13 protein-coding genes are annotated in these 18,141 nt (G+C 47.2%); 4 read left to right on the forward strand and 9 right to left on the reverse strand.

The window, feature by feature from the left end; all coding sequences use genetic code 11:
- Positions 1–46: 46 nt before the first annotated feature.
- Positions 47–619: an RNA polymerase sigma factor gene (locus IEY13_RS18720; RefSeq protein WP_188954940.1), complete on the reverse strand. Its 573-nt coding sequence runs from the start codon at positions 617–619 to the stop codon at positions 47–49.
- Positions 620–771: 152 nt separating this feature from the next.
- Here IEY13_RS18720 and IEY13_RS18725 point away from each other — a divergent pair, with 152 nt between their 5' ends.
- Both IEY13_RS18725 and IEY13_RS18730 read left to right on the forward strand, forming a co-directional pair.
- Positions 772–1,332: a helix-turn-helix domain-containing protein gene (locus tag IEY13_RS18725; RefSeq protein ID WP_188954942.1), complete on the forward strand. Its 561-nt coding sequence runs from the start codon at positions 772–774 to the stop codon at positions 1,330–1,332.
- A 78-nt stretch (positions 1,333–1,410) separates the two neighbouring features.
- A complete protein-coding gene (locus IEY13_RS18730; RefSeq protein WP_188954944.1) occupies positions 1,411–2,304 on the forward strand; it encodes a bestrophin family protein in 894 nt (297 codons plus the stop codon).
- Positions 2,305–2,520: 216 nt separating this feature from the next.
- Here the strand turns inward: IEY13_RS18730 and IEY13_RS18735 are convergent, their stop codons facing one another.
- From IEY13_RS18735 to IEY13_RS18765, 7 genes are all read right to left on the reverse strand, one after another.
- Entirely contained in the window at positions 2,521–3,639 is a 1,119-nt protein-coding gene (locus IEY13_RS18735) for a TlpA disulfide reductase family protein (protein ID WP_188954946.1), read from the reverse strand.
- 6 nt (positions 3,640–3,645) lie between these two features.
- On the reverse strand, positions 3,646–5,118 hold the full coding sequence (locus IEY13_RS18740) for a PKD-like family lipoprotein (protein WP_188954948.1): 1,473 nt from the start codon (positions 5,116–5,118) through the stop codon (positions 3,646–3,648).
- A gap of 18 nt (positions 5,119–5,136) precedes the next feature.
- Positions 5,137–5,832, reverse strand: coding sequence for a DUF4843 domain-containing protein (locus tag IEY13_RS18745; RefSeq protein ID WP_188954950.1), 696 nt, complete (start codon positions 5,830–5,832; stop codon positions 5,137–5,139).
- Between the two features lie 21 nt (positions 5,833–5,853).
- Positions 5,854–7,245 carry a RagB/SusD family nutrient uptake outer membrane protein gene (locus IEY13_RS18750; protein ID WP_188954952.1) on the reverse strand — a complete coding sequence of 464 codons (1,392 nt, stop codon included), beginning with the start codon at positions 7,243–7,245 and terminating at the stop codon, positions 5,854–5,856.
- A 21-nt stretch (positions 7,246–7,266) separates the two neighbouring features.
- A complete protein-coding gene (locus tag IEY13_RS18755; RefSeq protein ID WP_188954954.1) occupies positions 7,267–10,638 on the reverse strand; it encodes a SusC/RagA family TonB-linked outer membrane protein in 3,372 nt (1,123 codons plus the stop codon).
- A 214-nt stretch (positions 10,639–10,852) separates the two neighbouring features.
- Positions 10,853–11,995, reverse strand: a complete 1,143-nt coding sequence (locus IEY13_RS18760; protein ID WP_188954956.1) for a FecR family protein — start codon at positions 11,993–11,995, stop codon at positions 10,853–10,855.
- Positions 11,996–12,100: 105 nt separating this feature from the next.
- Positions 12,101–12,871 carry an RNA polymerase sigma factor gene (locus IEY13_RS18765; RefSeq protein ID WP_188954958.1) on the reverse strand — a complete coding sequence of 257 codons (771 nt, stop codon included), beginning with the start codon at positions 12,869–12,871 and terminating at the stop codon, positions 12,101–12,103.
- Between IEY13_RS18765 and IEY13_RS18770 the strand changes: the two genes are divergently transcribed.
- Entirely contained in the window at positions 12,842–13,657 is an 816-nt protein-coding gene (locus tag IEY13_RS18770; protein ID WP_188954960.1) for a DUF72 domain-containing protein, read from the forward strand. The two genes, IEY13_RS18765 and IEY13_RS18770, sit on opposite strands and share 30 nt — an antisense overlap.
- A gap of 43 nt (positions 13,658–13,700) precedes the next feature.
- The gene (locus tag IEY13_RS18775) at positions 13,701–15,287 is read left to right on the forward strand and encodes a family 43 glycosylhydrolase (RefSeq protein ID WP_188954962.1); all 1,587 of its coding nucleotides are present in this window, start codon (positions 13,701–13,703) and stop codon (positions 15,285–15,287) included.
- A gap of 100 nt (positions 15,288–15,387) precedes the next feature.
- On the opposite strand, the gene IEY13_RS18780 is transcribed toward IEY13_RS18775, so the two are convergent.
- The coding region (locus IEY13_RS18780; RefSeq protein WP_188954964.1) for an Ig-like domain-containing protein at positions 15,388–18,141 on the reverse strand (2,754 nt) is incomplete at its 5' end.

The following is an 18,141-nucleotide window of genomic DNA, read 5'->3' on the forward strand; positions in this document are numbered from 1 at the left end:
ACCCATATAATAACCGGCCATTTGAAAATGTCAACCACGGCGTAGGTTAACAAATTGTAAACAACACCAATGCAGAAAGAATGCTTTCAGAAGCGGCGGGGTTAGTTCTGATATGCCTTTTAATCTGTTCCAGTGCGCGGGCATACAATACACGTGCGCTGGCTGGGGCAATATTCAGCATGGAAGCAATTTGCTGATAAGAGTACTGATGATGTACGCGAAGGGTAAACAATTGCTGCTGGTGTGGAGGCAGCGTAGCCAACGCCTCCTGCAAAAGTGCTTCGCGAAAGGCATGCAGGTTTTCACCTGCCATGGCATCTTCCTGTTCTATAGAAGAATCCAGCAGCAACTCCAGCTTCAGCAAACGTTGCTGGTAGCGGGTGGTGCTGCGGTAATAATTAAATATGCGCAGTTTTAAAGCGTGTAGCAAATAAAACTCCAGGGTTTCATCTTTAGGCAATTCCTCCCATTTTTCCCAGGCAGCCAGTAACACATCCTGCACCAGATCAAATCCATCCTGCTTATTGGTTTTCGCCACCGCAATGCCCAGCAGTTTATCCCACCAGGTGGTTACAGCCGTTTCAAAGGCTTCCTGCGGAATAGTAGTGGTATGCAACATTGCATAAAGGTAGCTCCGGTTTGTTAAGAGAAGGTTATGGTTCATCTCCGTGCAGATAAGTTATAAATTTTACTGATTATGTATTTATGGTATTATTTTAACATACTACTGAGTGAAATAGGTTACATTACATAAATTCCCCTCTGTGAAAAATGAAATTAGTGATTAAAAACATGGTGAGTTTCAGGTACAAACTGATTGTAAAATCAGCGTTGGAAAACATGCAACTACACTTTACTGTTCTGGAGTTGGGAGAAGTGGATATAGAAGAAGAGTTATCTGCCCCGCAACTGAAAACGCTTGCAGCTACGCTGTTAAGATCAGGTTTAGAATTACTGGAAGACCGTAAAAGCATTCTTATTGAAAAAATAAAGAATATTATTATTGAAATGGTCCACTACAGTGAAGAGCCTCCGGTTCAGAATTTCTCTGTTTTTTTAAGTGAAAAACTCCATTACGATTACAATTACCTATCTAATCTGTTTTCGGAAGTAAGGGGGACAACCATTGGCAATTTTATTATTGCGCATAAAATTGAACGCGCAAAAGAACTATTGGTATACAATGAGTTAAATCTTACACAGATTGCAGAAAAGCTTCATTACAGCAGCGTTGCGCAGTTATCTAACCAGTTTAAAAAAGTAACCGGCCTAACACCCTCTTTTTTTAAGCAAATGAAAAACAAACACGTGAATGCACTTGAACACCTGTAACAATAATCAAAACGCTTTACCACAGGCATTGTTATACCGGCGCATCAGATTAAAAGTGGATATGAATATAATATTGTTATGATACTGGAACATAGAATACCTGCTAAATATTTACTGGACATTATTAAATACGAGTTGATAATTGCGCTGCTGGCCGGAATGGGCACCCGCTTTCTGGCTGTTTGGTTTACCGACGATTTACCTGTTATGCCTTTGGGCATACCTGCCTTCCTTGGCACCTCTATATCTGTATTGCTTTCTTTTAAAATGAACCAGAGTTATGATCGTTGGTGGGAAGGCCGTAAATTATGGGGCTCTATTGTAAACGACTCCAGAACATTGATAATTCAGCTACAGTCTTTTATGCCGGTTGACCAACAGCTTGCTGTAAAAAAAATAGCCTACCGCCACATTGCCTGGTGTTATGCACTGGGCAGATCGTTACGAGGGCTGCAAACACTAAAAAACACAGACCATCTGCTTTCCGGCTCCGAACAAAAAGGGGTTATCCTGCAAGCCCATCACCCACTGGCTATTATGCAATTAAATGCGCGTGACCTGCAGCGCCTGCGCCGGAACAATGCAATTGACGTACTTGCACATATTCATATACAGGAAACCATAGGACGCCTCACTGATTCTATGGGCGGTGTAGAAAGAATTAACCGTACCATTTTTCCTTCAACCTACCGGCTGGTGCTTCATTTTATTATTTATCTTTTTATTATCACCCTGGCTATTTCTTTAAAAGACATCAGCAACCTGCTGGTAGTACCGCTGTTACTTCTTATTTCCGCAGGCTTTTTTTTTATAGAAAAGATTGCCTTTCATTTGCAGGACCCCTTCCGGAACCGGCCAAGCGATGTACCGGTTACACATATTGCTGAACAAATAGAAAAGAATATAAGGCAACTACTGGGTGAAGCCACAATACCAGAGGTAAGCCCACCTAAAAATCATTACATTATGTAAGCAGCACATACTGCTTTATACATAAAAAATCCCGTTCATGAATGAACAGGATCATTTTTCCCCGTTTCCGAAAAAACGAATATATATAGAAACCTATATCAGTGTTGGTAATCAAATTTAAAAAAATAGTTGTTCCAACAACGGATTTCGTACACAAAAAAACAGGGTTTGGTACCCAAAATGAGCTGAAATCAGAAAAACGGGGAATACCACTGTCTATTTCAACAGTTTTTCCAACGTGGTATGTAATTCTTCCCCACGCAGGTTACGGGCCACCACTACCCCATTTTTATCCAGTAACAGGCTGGTAGGCACCGACTTAACGCCAAACGCTGTGGCAGCTTCATTCTTCCAGCCTTTCAGGTCTGATACATGCGTCCAGGTTAAGCCATCTTTATGCACGGCGTTTAACCAGGCTTCTTTTTTATCATCCAGCGATACGCTCAGTATTTCAAATCCTTTGTCGTGGTACTTTTTGTAGGCAGCCACCACATTGGGGTTTTCTTTGCGGCAGGGTCCGCACCAGCTGGCCCAGAAGTCAATCAGTACATACTTGCCCTTAAAGTCAGATACCTTCACCAGTTTGCCCAGGGTATCCGGCTGTGTAAACTGCGGCTTTACTCCAATAGCGGTTCTGGCGTCAATCTTACGCGATTCTTCAATTTTTCTTCCGTACAGCGAAGCTTTGGCAGCGGGTGACAGTTGCGCATATTGCTTTGCCGCATTTTCCGGGTAAGGATACCCTACAAAGCGCTCATAGATAATATAGGCCGATACGGGTGAGGCAGGGTGCGCTTTTACAAAGGAATCTACCGCCAGGTAAAGCGTCTGGTCCAGCGCAGCAAAACCTTCTTTTACTTCGGCTTTCATCTGTGCTTTAACGGTGGTGTCTTTTTCTTTTTCCGCAGCATCCGATTTGCGGTACAGCGTGCCAGCTGTGGCCGTAATGGTACCCCATACGTTTTTCCATTGTTCATACTGCTTCTGCGCAGGGCCGCCGGCTACCCGCAGGTGGTTAAGGCTATCGCTGCTACCGGTAACCGCTGTGGTAACACCCGGCTCTGTAAATAACGACAGGCGGGCACGATCGCCCGGAAACTGCAGTACAAAAAAATCTGCATCCTGCAGCGGCTTTTCAAAAGCAAATATGCCGTTGTTAATTATTACTGAATCCAGCACCGGTTTTTCGCCGGTATAGTTAGCCAGATATACTTTTCCGGTAAGGCCGGTGATATTGCCCGTAACCTTTAAGTTTTTCTGTTGTGCGGTTACTGCGGTATAACCTATCAGTGCCACCGCCAGCATACAGCCCTGCTTAAATACGCTCTTTTTCATTTCTGTTTATTTTGCTTTGTACCTGGTTGATACTACTTTACCCAGGCCTTCATATTTTCTGATATAGGTATTGTTTTCCGGCTTACCGGTTATATCCAGCGTAAACTGATAAGCGTTGCCGGTACTGCCATTCCAGGTAGTGGCCAGCAGCTCAGTGGCAGAACGTTCCGGATCAATGGTGAGGGTGGTTACATTTTCACCCGCCGCAAACTCATAAATCAGCGAAGCGGTATTGGGGCCAATTTCATACATGTACAGCTTATTACCAAAGGAATAGTAAATATAATCCAGCTGCAACGAGCTTACTGCCGCCGTAAGGTCTGCCGCGCCGGGTGCATTCATCTTTTGCTTTAACCGGGCGCTCTGCGCCACGTTCAGGTTCAGCTGCAGCAGATACGCATCACTACCCTGCTTCATTACCGCATTGTAAATATTAGCCTCGCGGCTTGCACCCATATACAGCAGATCCATACCTACATTATCCGGGTCAAAAGCGGCAGCAGCATCCGGCGCGCTAAAGTGTACCAGATTACCATCCAGCCCGTAGGTAGCACCACGCAGGCCTATAAACCGCTTGCCGGTGGTTTCATAAAACGCCGCCAGATATAAGGAGGCGTTGAAGTTGCCTTTCAGCACAGCGGGTGCCATGCGGTAGCCGGACTTACCATCCAGCAATATTTCCGCGCCATACAGCACCGGTGGCGGAAACCCACCAAACCTGCGGATATGTACCAGGCCGTTGTTAATGGCCACACCACAGTTGGCATAACCTTCCACCAGGTAAGTGTTTACCTGTGGTTTTTGTGTAGCAGGCGGATAAAAGAACCAGTTGTTAAACGATTTAATGCGCGCAAAACTCACCGGGCTTACTTCTATCCCTTCGTTTTCGCTGAACAGGTATACCTCTTTAGGGCTCAGCAGCGATGATACATCTACCTTTTTTACATCAGCCGGCAGCGATACACCATTCACCTGGCTGTAAGCCTTATTCAGCAGTTTACCGGAAGAGGTAATAATAGCCACATCACCCACACCCCCAATTTGCTCCAGCAGCAGCCAGCCCTCGCTAAAGCTGGAGGTAACAGCTACGGTGTAAAACAGATAACTGCTGATGCCGGTTACAGTATCTGTAGCTTTAAAAGTAACCGCATAGTTGGCCGGAGCCAGATTAACAGCCGTATCCAGGTTGCGGCGATAGGAAAGTACGGTAACAGGAAACTGCTGCGAAGCGCTGGAAGGATCTATTAAACGGGCACTCCATTCATATTTCAGCACAGCTTCGGTACTGCCGGCAGATTGTATAATTACCGGTTTTACACGCAGCGTATCAAACTGAAGCACGGTAAAGGCTTTTCCGGCTGCATCATAATCAATACGTACGGTATCAATACCCACATAAGCATAGTTACCCTTGTCTTTATAGCACCCCCCGGCAACAATCAGTAATGCCAGGGTGGTTATGATCAGTAATGGTTTCATGGAAATCAGATTTAAGTATTAGGGAAACACCACCCGCGCGCCGTTTTCATCTATCAGCGGGCCATTGGCCGCTTCATATTCCACCAGTGCCAGTTTGCATTTGGTAGCCATAGCCGCTGCCTGTGAAGGCAGCAACCCTGTAAAGCTGGTTACCTGCAATACCGATACTATAAAACGGAACTTAACATGGGAGTATGCACCAAAGGTGCTGGATAAGGTATACGTCCAGCTGGGTGGCACCACCCTGTCAGTAACGGTAAGCTTATACACCAGGTGGTTGCTATAACCCTGCTCCAGATCAGCCGAAGGTTTCAGCTGCACATATAGTTTCAGGGTATTATTAGCCATATCTGCCGTACGCTTCAGGTATACCGGAATAGAATCTACATACCTGCCTGCATGCAGCACAGCCTTACCTATGGTATAATGGGTACCTGCTACCGCCGTGGAACTATCGGCAACCGTATACGAAATAGTACGGTCTGCTGTGTTGCTGAAGCCCTGCACCCTTACCGGCAGGTATACCGTATCAGCAGTTTGCGTTACGGGCAGCAGAATAAAATTGTACGCAGCAGAATCCGGCATGTTTACACCCACACCCGAATAAAAGTAAATGGCGGGCTGGCTGCTGTACATATAAAAATCATCCTTTTTACAGCCGGGCAGTAACATACCTAAGCCGGCTGCTATTATTGCATAGAATACTGGTTTCATGTAAATTCATTTCAGGGGTAATTAAAATCTGAACTCCTGCTCAGCCACAGGCACCGGCAGCAGAAACAAGGCGTTGCCGGCGGCAGAAGCACCGGGTACGGCTTCATTTCTTCTTTTGTAATAAAAGAACAACTGACCTGCCCCGTAAAACTCCTTCACATACTCCTTCGCAATCTGTGCCTGCAACTCTGCGGTAGTAGTAGCCGTAATGGCCGGAATAAAACGGCCTTTAATATGCACCGAGTCTATATACGCTTTACCTGCTGCCACATCCGTTTCCGCTTCTGCGGCTATATAATATAACTCCGGCAAGGTTATCAGCGGCACACGATTCAGCGCGTTATCGGCCGTCCAGTATTTGGAAAAGAATACTGTGGTAGCGCCGGTTTGCAGCTGCCACCATAGCTTGTACCGTGGGTCAGATCCGTAGCCGGAAACCGTGTAATCGTAATTGGCTTTTAACGTGGCATCGCTCACCTGCAGATAACTGCGTTCGGGCAGTGTGCTGCCATTGGCCTTTTCGCTGAAATAGGTATCAGAAAGGGTTTGCAATCCAAATACGCTCAGTGCAAAAATGCTTTCGGGGGTAAACACACGATCCGGTTTGGCAGCGCTGGCTTCGGCAGAAGTTATAAAGCGGTACTGCCCGCTGTTGATTACCTGACGGGCATAATTGAGGGCCTGCGCTTTATTGCCCTTGTACAGGTATATACGCGCCAGCAAGGCTTTGGCAGCCCAGCGGCTAAAGCGAAAACCGTTGCCCTTGCCGGCATCCCATAAAAGCGTATCGGCTTTGGTAAGATCGCTGATGCAGCTGTCCAGCACGGCCGTAGTGCTAAGGCTGGCCTGCGGCGCTACGGTAAAATTAACCATGTAAGGAATGGATCGTGCACCGGCATCTGCCGCAAAGGAAGGGGCAAACAAACGCAGCAGATCAAAATGCAGAAACGCACGGGTGCCCAGCGCCTGCCCTTTGTACAGGCGGTATTGCTGGTCAGATGCAAACACACCTTTGCCATTGGCCGCGTCTACATTCTTCAACAGAAAATTACATTGCGCCACGGCACCATACAGGCCGTACCAGCAACTATCGGTAAGTGCTTTTACCGTGCCATTGGCATAGTTGTATAAAGCAGCCTCGTAATACTGGTGAAAGGTATTGGTTTTAATATTGGTGTAGCGCTGCGCCAGCACTTCTATTAAGGTAGTGGAAAGTGTGGCACCGTACAGGCTGCGCATAGCGCACTGGGTGTATGCACCCACCATCACATCTTCAAAACCCTGCGCACTCGAAAACAGTTCTGCCTCATCTACCTGCGAAAGGGGTTTTACATCCAGCCATTTGTTACAGGCTGTAAGCCCCAGCAGCAACACACACAGCGGCGTCCATATATATCGGCGTAATAAATTCATAATCGGGGTATTTCAAAAACATTAAAAAGTGGTTTGTAAAAGCAGCGTAAACGTTTGGCTGAAAGGATAGTCCAGCCCCCGCTCCTGTTTCACACTGGATAAGCGAAACAGTTGCCCGGTGTATGCCGTAATACGGGTGTTGCTTACATGCAGCCTTTTGTTCAGCTTATCTGAAAAACGATAGTATACCGATAAGCTTTCGCAGGTAAGAAAGTTATAGTTCTGCACAAACCGCGAGGTAGGTAAGGTTGGCCCTTCGCTGATGCTGTAGCCATCGGGCGTTACAATGCCTTTGAAAAAGGTATGATCGCCGGGCTTTTGCCAGCGTTGTGTGTATACCCTTCTGTCTACATTGTATAAGATGTTCGCATTCTCCACCCGGTCTGCCAGGGTTTGGTTATACACCTGCCCGCCTATGCGGTAACGGAAATACACGTTCATGCCAATGCCCTTTATTTCCGCATTGCCACCAAAAGTGCCTTCCACATCTGCACGGCTGTCACCTGTAATCTGCTGATCCAGGTTGCTGTATACATTGGTGGTTTTGCCTTCGCGGTTCAGGAATATTTCACGGCCGTTACCAGGGTCAATGCCCAGCGAGCGTACGGCCCAGATAGCGGTGGGCGATTGCCCTTCCGCATACCTCACCAGCGGTTTGGTGCTTTTGCTGGTATCTGCCGTTCTGTTCAATGCATCCAGCGAGTTAGATATGCGGGTATATTTTCCTTTGGAAGAAAAAATATTGGCAAATACCGATACCATACCACGCTTTTTCGCGTACAGCGTAAGGTTGGTATACAATTCCCAGCCTTTGTTCTGTAAATCGCCCAGGTTGGCGTTATAGCTGGTGAAACCGGTAGAAGGTGCCGTATTAATAGTAGCCAGTGCACCCTGCGTTTTTTCTACAAAGTAGTTAGCCGTAACCGTTAAGCGGTTAAACAGCGTAACGTCTGCACCAATGTTCTGCTTGCGCGTTTGCTGCCAGGCCAGATCGGGGTTGCCCCAGCCGCGCAGGTACACGCCTATGCTGTTGTTATAGGTTCTGTCGGTATAATATTGCGCAGTAGTATTACCCAGGTAGGTAGGAAAATTCTGCGAGCCGGTATAGCCGAAGGAATACCGCAGCTTTAAACGATCCAGTCCGCGTACATGCGCCAGCAAACGCTCCTTATGCAGGTTCCAGCCCGCACCTGCCGACCAGAAGTTGGCAAAGCGGTTATTGGAACCGAACAGCGAAGAACCATCCAGGCGGTAACTGAGATCGAGCAGATACCGGTTATCGTACGAGTAGCTGAGGTTGGCCAGATAACCTGCCAGCCTGCTTTTAGATTCGTAGCCCGAAGGTTTGCTATCCCGCGCATAACGCACGGCGTTATAGATTTCGCTGAGGCGCTGGTTAGGAAAACCGGTGGCCTGTATGGCGTAGATATTCTCGCTGGTATTGCTGAAATTAAAACCGGCAGTGGCAAATATCAGATGCTGATTAAACACCTTGTTTACATCGCCGGTTAAATATCCTTCGTAGTAATTACGCTGGCCTTCTGCTTTTGCATAAGAACCCTTTCTGTCGTAATCTGCCGCAGCCAGTGCTGCAAACGATGTATGGGTAGCGGGCAAAAAAACATCGCTCTGGTTTTTCTGCAGCTGCATTGAAAAGCGGCCGTTAAGGCGCAGCCAGTTGGTAGCCTGGTATTGTATGCTGAAGTTATCGGTTATATTCTGGTACTTCTGCCGGTCTACCACATTAATGGTTGCATTAAACAGCGGGTTTATAAAAATACCGTAACTGTTGTTGGCGGTACCGTATACCAGCTGTCCGTTTTCCTGATACAGCTTTTCTACTTCATACACCAGTTTGCCATTGGCATCGTAAGGCGACCAGTAAGGGTTCATAGCCGCATAGGTGCTGAAGTTGCCATAGGGTGAGTTATTGGCAGTATTAAAAGTTAAGGTAACATCGTTCTTAAACAACAACCTGTTTACGCGGTAACTGAGGTACGAGTTGGCCATGATGTTATCGCGGCCGGATTGTTTCATTACCCCTGCCCTTTTATCGTAGGTAAGTCCTATGCCGTATAACACACCACCCGCGCCCCCTTCCAGCAATATATTGTGTTTGCTGCCCCAGGCCGTACGCAATGGCTGCGAAAGCCAGTAGGTATTTACGCCACGTTTTACCTGTGCCAGCCGGGCGTTGTATAATACGTTCAGGTTTTCCTGGCTGGAGTTAATACTGCTTTTGTACACGCCGCCCTTCAGTTCCAGGTCCAGCTTTTCCGCTGCATTCAGCAAATCGTAATCGCGCAGGTCGGGCGCTTCTACATTTACCGCGCCGTTATAACTCATGCGCAGGCGGCCATCTTTGGGGGCAATGGTTTCAATAATCACCACACCGTTGGCGGCACGCGAACCATAAATAGCGGTAGCGCTGGCATCTTTCAGTATACTTACTTTGGCTACGCGGTTTACATCCAGATCGCTGATGCGCTGTAAAGGCACTTCAAACCCATCCAGAATAAACAAAGGCGTGTTTACCTTATTGGTGCTGTAACCAAACACATCATTGCTGCTTGTGCCCAGGCCAGGGTTGGCTATACTGTTTCCGCCCCGTATCTGCACATCGGGCAGGGCATTGGGGTTTGAACCTACAGAAATGTTCTCCGGCAGCTGAAAAGAAGGGTCCAGCACACTGATGGCTGCAATAAGCCCGGTGTTGGATACGCGGTTAATCTGCTCTGTGGTAAAGGAAGAGGCTGCACCCGTAAAGTTCTGCGCCGGGCGGGCATAAATACCGTTCAGCACCACGTCGTTTAACGATTGCGTAGTGGTAGCCAGCCTTACTTCCACCACACCACGGGTATTGGCTGCTACGGTTATCTCTTTAGGTTCGTACCCCACATAGGTAACCACCAGTAAAGCACCGGCAGCTGCTTCCAGGGTAAACTTACCATTGGCATCGGTAAACACGGCTTTTTTAGTACCCTTCAGCGTTACAGAGGCACCGGCCAGCGGGTTACCGGTTTTATCATCCTTTACCAGCCCTTCTGTTTTAACAGGTACGGGTGGCGGCGCAGCCTGCTCTGCAGTAACCCGGGCCACTGTTTTTTCCGTTAACACAATGGTGGTACCTACAATTTTATAGGTAAGCTGCTGGTTTTGCAGGCAGGCATCCATTACCTCCTGTAACGAGGCCTGCGATACATGAATACTTACCGGTTGCGCGCGTTGCAGTAAACGCGTATCGCACAGGAACAAGTAACCGGTTTGCTTTTTTACCTGATTAAATACCTTTTGCAACGGTACCTCTTCCACGTTCAATGTTACCTTCTGGGAAAAGCCACGGGCCGCAACCTGCAGGCTTGCCAGTAGTACAACTACCGTTGTTAGTTTCATAATGAGTACAGTTTTGGATAGCAGCCGCCTTTGCAGCGTGCAGACTCTGCTACGTGCGCTTAAATACATACTTTTGTAGTCTTGGTTTTAAACAATGATCAATTACACGTCAGTTCTTTTTTGTTGTAAAAGCCATTTATAGCCAGGGGTGCGGGAACACTCCTGGTTTTTTATGCTTTTACCCTGTGTGCATTACCTCATAAGCATTGGATTTTTAATGATGGAATATGATAAGCGTTTTGTTTTCCAGTTTACAATGCAGCCCTCCGGCCTTTAAAATTTCCACTGCCTGCTCCAGCCCTGCTTCCTTTTGCACATACCCATCCAGCGGTATATCAGGCACGCCATTGGGGTATACCACCGTTACATCGTACCAACGCGCTACCTGCCGCATTACCGTGGCTATATCTGCGTTGTTCAACTGCAGCTGCCCGTTTTTCCAGGCCAGTACTGCCTCCATATCTGCCGGTGTTACCCGCCAGGTATCTTCCGCTGCACTCAGCTGCTGGCCGGGTTGCAGCAGCGTACTCCTGTTTTCCTTTGTTACCCGCACCGCCCCATTCACCAGCGTAGTTTGTGCCAGCGGCTCATCGTCATAACACTTCATATTAAAAGCCGTACCCAGTACCTGGGTTTGCAGCCGGTTGTTTGTTACTATAAACGGTGCCTGGGTATTGGCAGCCACTTCAAAATAACCTTCACCGGTAAGGGCTACCTGCCGCTGCCCGTGTGCAAAAGCCAGCGGGTAAGTGAGGGAGGATACCGCATTCAGCCAAACACGCGTACCATCGGGCAGCGTAAGCTGAAAAGGATTGCCTCTGGGCGTGGTAATGGTATTATAGCGTAAGGCGAGTGTACTGTCTGTAGCTGCGGCGGCGTTGTATTGCAGGCTGCCATTGCGGAATACCAGCCGGGTACCGTTTTCAGCGGTAATTTCTCCGTTGCCCAGGCTATCTAATGCCAGTTTACGGCCATCAGATAACGTAAGCACGGTACCCCGCGCCGTGGCGGTATCTGCCACAGGCTGCTGCGCAGTGGGGCTACCCGGTTTACCCTGCGGGCGGTATTGCAGCCATAACCAGCTGGCACCCGCCAGCAGTACCACAGCAGCGGCTACCTGCCACCAGCGGCGCAGGGGCAGCCTGCGGGCAGCAACGGCGGGCAGCTTATCGGCAGCCAGTATTTCCTTTGCCAGCGCGTACAGCTCCGGTGTAAGCGCTGCTTCCGCTGCAGAATCAGGCACGTGGTGAAAAGCGTTCAGCGCGGCAATCACCCTCCCCTCCTCATCCTGCGCAATCAGGGTAAGCATTTCGGTAATTTCTTCCTGCGTAGCCTGCCGGCTGCGCGCCTGTTCCATTAAATATTGTAGGCGGTGGTGGGTATACACAGTTTTTGTTTTGGCGTAATAAAATACCTGCTCTGCTGAGTACGACTCAGCAGCAAACATTTTATACTGTCTGTTTTAGAAAAAAAGTAAAAAAAGTATCGCCAGCGGTATTACCACCCCTTTTTCCAGCAGATATTGACGGATACGGAGTACGCTCTGGTGCAGCGAATTGCTTACAGTTTGTGGCGCTACGCCCAGCTGTTGTGCAATTTCGGGCACCTTTAAACCCTGGTTGCGGTGCAGTTCATAAATTTCCCTGCTACGGGGTGTCAGCTGCAGAATGGCTTCCTGTACCAGCAAACGGGTTTCTCTGAAATGCAGCAGTTGTTCCGGCCCGTTATCGCCACCTGCCAGCTGTATAGCGGCAGTATGGTTACGGGCTTCTTCCTTCTGCAGTTTCTGCAGCCAGGTATAGCAACGGTTGTAAGTGATTTTAAAAATCCAGTTACGGGGGTTTTCCACAGCGGGCAGCTTATCACGGTTTAGCCAGAGGTTCAGAAACACCTCCTGTAGTATGTCTTTTACATAGATTTCTGTTCCAAGCACTCCTGCTACCGCTGCACGCACCTGCGGCACATAACAACGGAACAGCGTTTCAAATGCCCCTTCATCTCCCTCCGCAATACGCTGAAACAATGCTTTCTCATTATGCATCAAAGAATCTGACAATCTACCTGCTCGCTTTATCTGAATCTTAAAGGAAGTAAAAGTAATGGAAATCAGGCAGAACCAGCTTCCCCCCCTTTTTTCCGGTGCCAGATAATTCATCAGATGCACGGGAATACGCTCCGGTTTGGCAGCGCTGCCTGCTACGGCATGATTCTTATAGCTAGCATCATCAGCCATAGCACCATTACCATGCACACCATACGAATAGGCACCAGCAATATTGTGCTTCCGGGTAACAAACAAAGCTTTCCGGAAGAATACCGGTCCGCAAGCCGGTTAACCTACTATGCCTCACTGTTCAATACCCTGGAGGTAAACAGCAGTTTTTATAAGGTACCCCAGCCTGAAACTTTTGCACGCTGGGCTGCGGAAGTACCGGACAATTTTCGATTTACCGTAAAATTGTGGAAAGGCATTACACATGCCAGAGCACTGGCCTGGCAGGAACAGGATGTGATAAAGTTTATGCAGGCCGCCCGGCAACTGGGCAATAAAAAGGGCTGTTTATTGATACAGTTTCCGGCATCTGTTACAGTCGATTATGTTGCACCGGTAAAACAGTTGCTGCAGTTAGTACGCAGGCACAATCCACATAACGAGTGGCATACCGTGGTAGAGTTCCGGCATACCGGCTGGTATACCCCGCAGACATACCAGATGCTCAACCAGCAACATTGCTCTATCGTACTGCACGATAAAAGCCGTTCTGCCACCATGCAGCTGAATGAGCATGCTTCCGTAGCCTTTATACGCTTTCATGGCACAGATGATAATTATGGCGGCACTTATACCACCGCCCACCTGCAGGCTGTTCACCAGCAAATGCAGCAATGGTTACAGGCCGGAAAGCAGGTATACGCCTACTTTAACAACACCCTGGGTACCGCTTATGAAGATGCGATGCTATTGAAAAACATTGCCACAACATCAGAACAGCACAGGACGGGGCAATTAAAACAATAGCGCATTTTTACCATCTATGATAAGGTTGAATAAGGCAAGCCATATGCGCTTTTTAACTACAGGTGTACTACTTCTTTGCTTATGCATTACCGCTTATAACAGCCATGCACAGCGAGGCACCATTCAGAACGATGTTTTCCGGAATACACAGGATGGGCAGCCCGTCTATAGCCAGGGCGGCGGCATATTCCGTTTTACCAATCCGGCTACCGGCAAGGCCCGGTATTACTGGTATGGGGTGCATTATAAAGAAGCGGAACAGTACCGTCATGATCCATCGGTTACCTATGCGCGCAATACATTTGAATCTGTTACCTGCTACGGCTCAGATGATCTGGTTAACTGGACTTTTGAAAAAGATGTGATAACCAAAGAAGAAATGAACCGCAACAGCCGCCCTACGTGGGTAGGCCGCCTGGGGGTAGCTTATATCTCCTCTATAAATCAATATGCCTTGTTTGTGCAGCATGGGGGCAAAGTAGGCATACTTACTGCCAGCTCCCCCACCGGCAACTTTACCTGGCACCAGGAAATTAGTATGGAAAGCATTATCGGCACCAGCAACACCGGCGACCAAACGGTGTTTACCGATGAAGACAACGGCAAATCGTACCTCATCTACTCCTATGGCAAAGGCCGTAACAAAATCTATATTTCTGAAATTGGCGTAAAAGAGGGTAAAGTAAATATACTCAACTGCAACCAGGTATTTCAGGGCGCCAGCCGCGAAGGCAATTGTATGTTCAAGTACAAAGGCAAATACTACATGTGCGCCTCTAACATTTATGGATGGGATGCCTCACACGTATATTATCTGGTAGCGGATGATATTAAGGGACCTTATACCCCCACCAACAACATGCAGGTAATGCCAGGCTGCGAGGACGACTTTGGCCATGTAACCCAAACCGGTTTCTTTTACACCATTAAAGGCACCCGGCAGGAAACCGTACTGTACTGCGGCGACAGGTGGAGCAATTTTGCCGGTAATGGTCTGGGCTACAACCAATGGTTTCCACTTTCGTTTAACGGCGCCACGCCTTACTTTAACTCGCTCAGCGCCTGGCAGCTGGATGCCACCACCGGATTATGGACAGTAAATGCTGATAACAACTATATCAAAAACGGAAGCTTTGAAGCCGACCGCAACGCCATACCCAGCAATTTTAAACCCATACAGGAACAACTTACCGGCTGGGCCACCATCGTAATCAAAGGCACCGCCGTTAAAGTGGGTGACAGCAGTTCACCCCGGTTAAACCATTTTAACACAGCAGACGAGCGCAAACAGGTAATTGGAGAAAAAAGCCTGCACATAAGCGATAATGTACCTTTTCAGCGTAAGGTGTTTCAAACAGTAAGCTCTTCCCCCTATGTGCCGCTGCCAGACGGGTTGTATACATTAACCGCCCGAATTAAAAACAGCGAAGGGTTTACACAACTGGAAATGTATGCAGAAAGTAATGGTACAAAACAACAGCACCGGATTACCCAACAGAATACTTTCTGGCAAACCATTCAACTGAAAAACGTTTCTATAAAAGGCGGAAAAGCAGAGGTAGGTTTTCTGGCTACGGGTACCGAAAATGCTTTTTGTTATGTGGATGACGTGTCGCTGGTAAAACAATAATCGGCGCCCGGCCATCCGGATACAATTGAAAATAAAGAAGAAGCCGTCTCCTATGTTTGTTACAATCAGGCAGACGGCTTCTTTATTAAACAGGGGGCAACTATCGCGCGATCATTATTTTTGTTTTCGAAGTATTGCCTATAAACGGTATCATCATATAGTATATGCCTGAAGGCAAATCAGCTACCTCTAAGCTCAGCAGCCTGGTTTGTACCGGCACCTCTTTATCCCGTACTATATTCCCTTTCATATCCATCAACAGCACGCGCATTTTTTCTTTGGTAATACCCCTAAAACGTATGTTCAATACTGTATTGGCAGGAACAGGATATACCTGATCAATAACCGCATCAAATCGCGCAATGGTAGCAACAATAGCTGACGGGTTGTTTATATTACCAGCAGCATCCAATACCACGCCTGCTGCTACAGAAATTTCCACTTGCCCCTCATGCACCGGCGTTACCAGTACGGAATAAACACTGTCGTTTATTTTTGTGAACAAAGAGAGTGTTGCGTTACTAATGCTGATTTTATTTACAGAGAACCCTGAAACTTTTTTACTAAAATAGATTGTGGCCGTATAGGGTGCTGTTACGCCAGCCGGAGCAACAATAGTTGCAGTTGCATTTACGTTATCAAACACCACAGAAGATATATTGCTTAGCGTATTTCCGTTGCCTGCCGCATCTGTTACGGCATTCTCCTGCAAAGTTATTGTTACAGGGCCACTTGCTACTGGGGTTACTTCCAGCGTGTAATGTTTACCCGCACCTTCCAGTTTAGCAACAATGCCGTTTGTTACTGTAACATTCTTTGCAATAAGCCCGGATACCTCCTCCGTAAAATTGATTTCAAAATGCAAAGGTGCCTTATTTACCGGGTTATTCACAGCAGTTGAAATAGTAACACCCGGTCTTGTTCCATCATAAGTTCTTACCAATATATCAGAAGCCAGATTCCCGTTGCCTGCTGTATCCAGTGCTACACTTTCCGCAACACTTACCTTCACCTCACCATCTGCAACCGGCGCAATTGTAGCGGTATAGGTTGAAGGATTAGTGCTTACAAAGCCCGAAACGGTAGCATTTATCACATTCAAACCGGCTTTATCAAATCCTTTCACCGGCCGGCTGAATACAACAGTAACCTCAAAAGCATTATTTAATAAACCAGGCGAAGCGCTACTGAGAGTAACTATTGGTTTGCCTGCTACATAATTTCTCACCAGCGCATCAGATACAATATTGCCATTTCCAGAAGCATCCTGTGCTGTATTCCCAGCCACACTTACTTTCACTTCACCATCCATGGCCGGCACTATAGTAGCAGTATATGTTGTGGCATCTACACGCATAAAGCCAGATACAGCACCATTCGCTACAACAAGACCTGCTTTATTAAAACCTATCACAGCTTCGCTGAATCTAACAACAACATCAAATACACCATTTAGCGGGTTTGCAGCAGCAGTAGTAACTGTTACCGTTGGTCGGGTTGCATCATAGTTCCTCAGTAATGTATCTGAGGCAATATTTCCGTTACCTGCCGCATCGCGTGCTGCGTTTTCAGCAACACTTATGTTTACTTCCCCGTTTATAGCAGGTGTAATAGTTGCGGCGTATGTCGTAGCATCAATACTTGTAAAGCTGGATATCGCACCATTTTCTACGGTAAGGCCAGATTTACCAAAACCAGTTATAGCTTCACTGAACGTAACGGCAATATCAAATGGTTTGTTCAGGGGATTTGCAGCAGTAGTAGTAATAGTAACCTTTGGCCGGGCAGCATCATATTTACGCACCAACGTATCTGAGGCAATATTTCGATTGCCGGCCGCATCCGATGCTGAATTTTCTGCCACGCTCACTTTCACTTCGCCATCAACAGCCGGTGTAATGGTGGCAGTGTATGTTGTAGCATTAATAACAGTAAAGCCTGATACTGCACCGTTTTCTACAGCAAAATCAGATTTACCAAAACCAGTTACAGCTTCACTGAACGTAACGGCAATATCAAATGATTTGTTCAGGGGATTTGCAGCAGTAGTAGTAATAGTAACCGTTGGCCTGGCAGCATCATATTTATGCACCAACGTATCTGAGGCAATATTTCCATTGCCTGCCGCATCCAATGCTGATTTTTCTGCCACGCTCACTTTCACTTCCCCATCAACTGCCGGTGTAATAGTTGCGGTATATGTCGTAGCATCAATACTTGTGAAACTGGATATCGCACCATTTTCTACAACAAGGCCAGATTTACCAAAACCTGTTACAGCTTCACTGAACGTAACAGTAATGTCAAATGCTTTATTCAGGGGATTTTTAGCAGCAGTAGCAATAGTAACCGTTGGCCGGGTAGCATCATATTTACGTACCAACGTATCTGAAGCAACATTACCATTGCCTGCCGCATCCGATGCAGAATTTTCTGCCACGCTCACTTTCACTTCGCCATCAAAAGCAGGTGTAATAGTTGCGGTATATGTAGTAGCATCAATACTTGTAAAGCTGGATATCGCACCATTTTTTACAACAAGGCCAGATTTACCAAAACCATTTACAGCTTCACTGAACGTAACGGTAACATCAAATACCTTATTCAGCGGATTTGCAGCAGTAGTAGCAATAGATGCCATTGGCCTAGTAGCATCATATTTACGAACCAATGTATCTGAGGCAATATTTCCATTGCCTGCCGCATCTGATGCTGCATTTTCTGCCACGCTCACTTTCACTTCGCCATCAACAGCCGGTGTAATAGTTGCGGTATATGTCGTAGCATCAATACTTGTAAAACTGGATATGGCACCATTTTCTACAACAAGGCCAGATTTACCAAAACCAGTTAC

This window comes from Filimonas zeae (assembly GCF_014641615.1).
GTDB lineage: Bacteria > Bacteroidota > Bacteroidia > Chitinophagales > Chitinophagaceae > Filimonas > Filimonas zeae.

Excerpts from the sequence above, each read along its gene's own strand:
- IEY13_RS18720 (WP_188954940.1), bottom strand. The coding sequence starts at position 619 with ATGTTGCATACCACTACTATTCCGCAGGAAGCCTTTGAAACGGCTGTA.
- IEY13_RS18725 (WP_188954942.1), top strand. The coding sequence starts at position 772 with ATGAAATTAGTGATTAAAAACATGGTGAGTTTCAGGTACAAACTGATT.
- IEY13_RS18730 (WP_188954944.1), top strand. The coding sequence starts at position 1,411 with ATGATACTGGAACATAGAATACCTGCTAAATATTTACTGGACATTATT.
- IEY13_RS18735 (WP_188954946.1), bottom strand. The coding sequence starts at position 3,639 with ATGAAAAAGAGCGTATTTAAGCAGGGCTGTATGCTGGCGGTGGCACTG.
- IEY13_RS18740 (WP_188954948.1), bottom strand. The coding sequence starts at position 5,118 with ATGAAACCATTACTGATCATAACCACCCTGGCATTACTGATTGTTGCC.
- IEY13_RS18745 (WP_188954950.1), bottom strand. The coding sequence starts at position 5,832 with ATGAAACCAGTATTCTATGCAATAATAGCAGCCGGCTTAGGTATGTTA.
- IEY13_RS18750 (WP_188954952.1), bottom strand. The coding sequence starts at position 7,245 with ATGAATTTATTACGCCGATATATATGGACGCCGCTGTGTGTGTTGCTG.
- IEY13_RS18755 (WP_188954954.1), bottom strand. The coding sequence starts at position 10,638 with ATGAAACTAACAACGGTAGTTGTACTACTGGCAAGCCTGCAGGTTGCG.
- IEY13_RS18760 (WP_188954956.1), bottom strand. The coding sequence starts at position 11,995 with ATGGAACAGGCGCGCAGCCGGCAGGCTACGCAGGAAGAAATTACCGAA.
- IEY13_RS18770 (WP_188954960.1), top strand. The coding sequence starts at position 12,842 with ATGATTCTTATAGCTAGCATCATCAGCCATAGCACCATTACCATGCAC.
- IEY13_RS18765 (WP_188954958.1), bottom strand. The coding sequence starts at position 12,871 with ATGGCTGATGATGCTAGCTATAAGAATCATGCCGTAGCAGGCAGCGCT.
- IEY13_RS18775 (WP_188954962.1), top strand. The coding sequence starts at position 13,701 with ATGCGCTTTTTAACTACAGGTGTACTACTTCTTTGCTTATGCATTACC.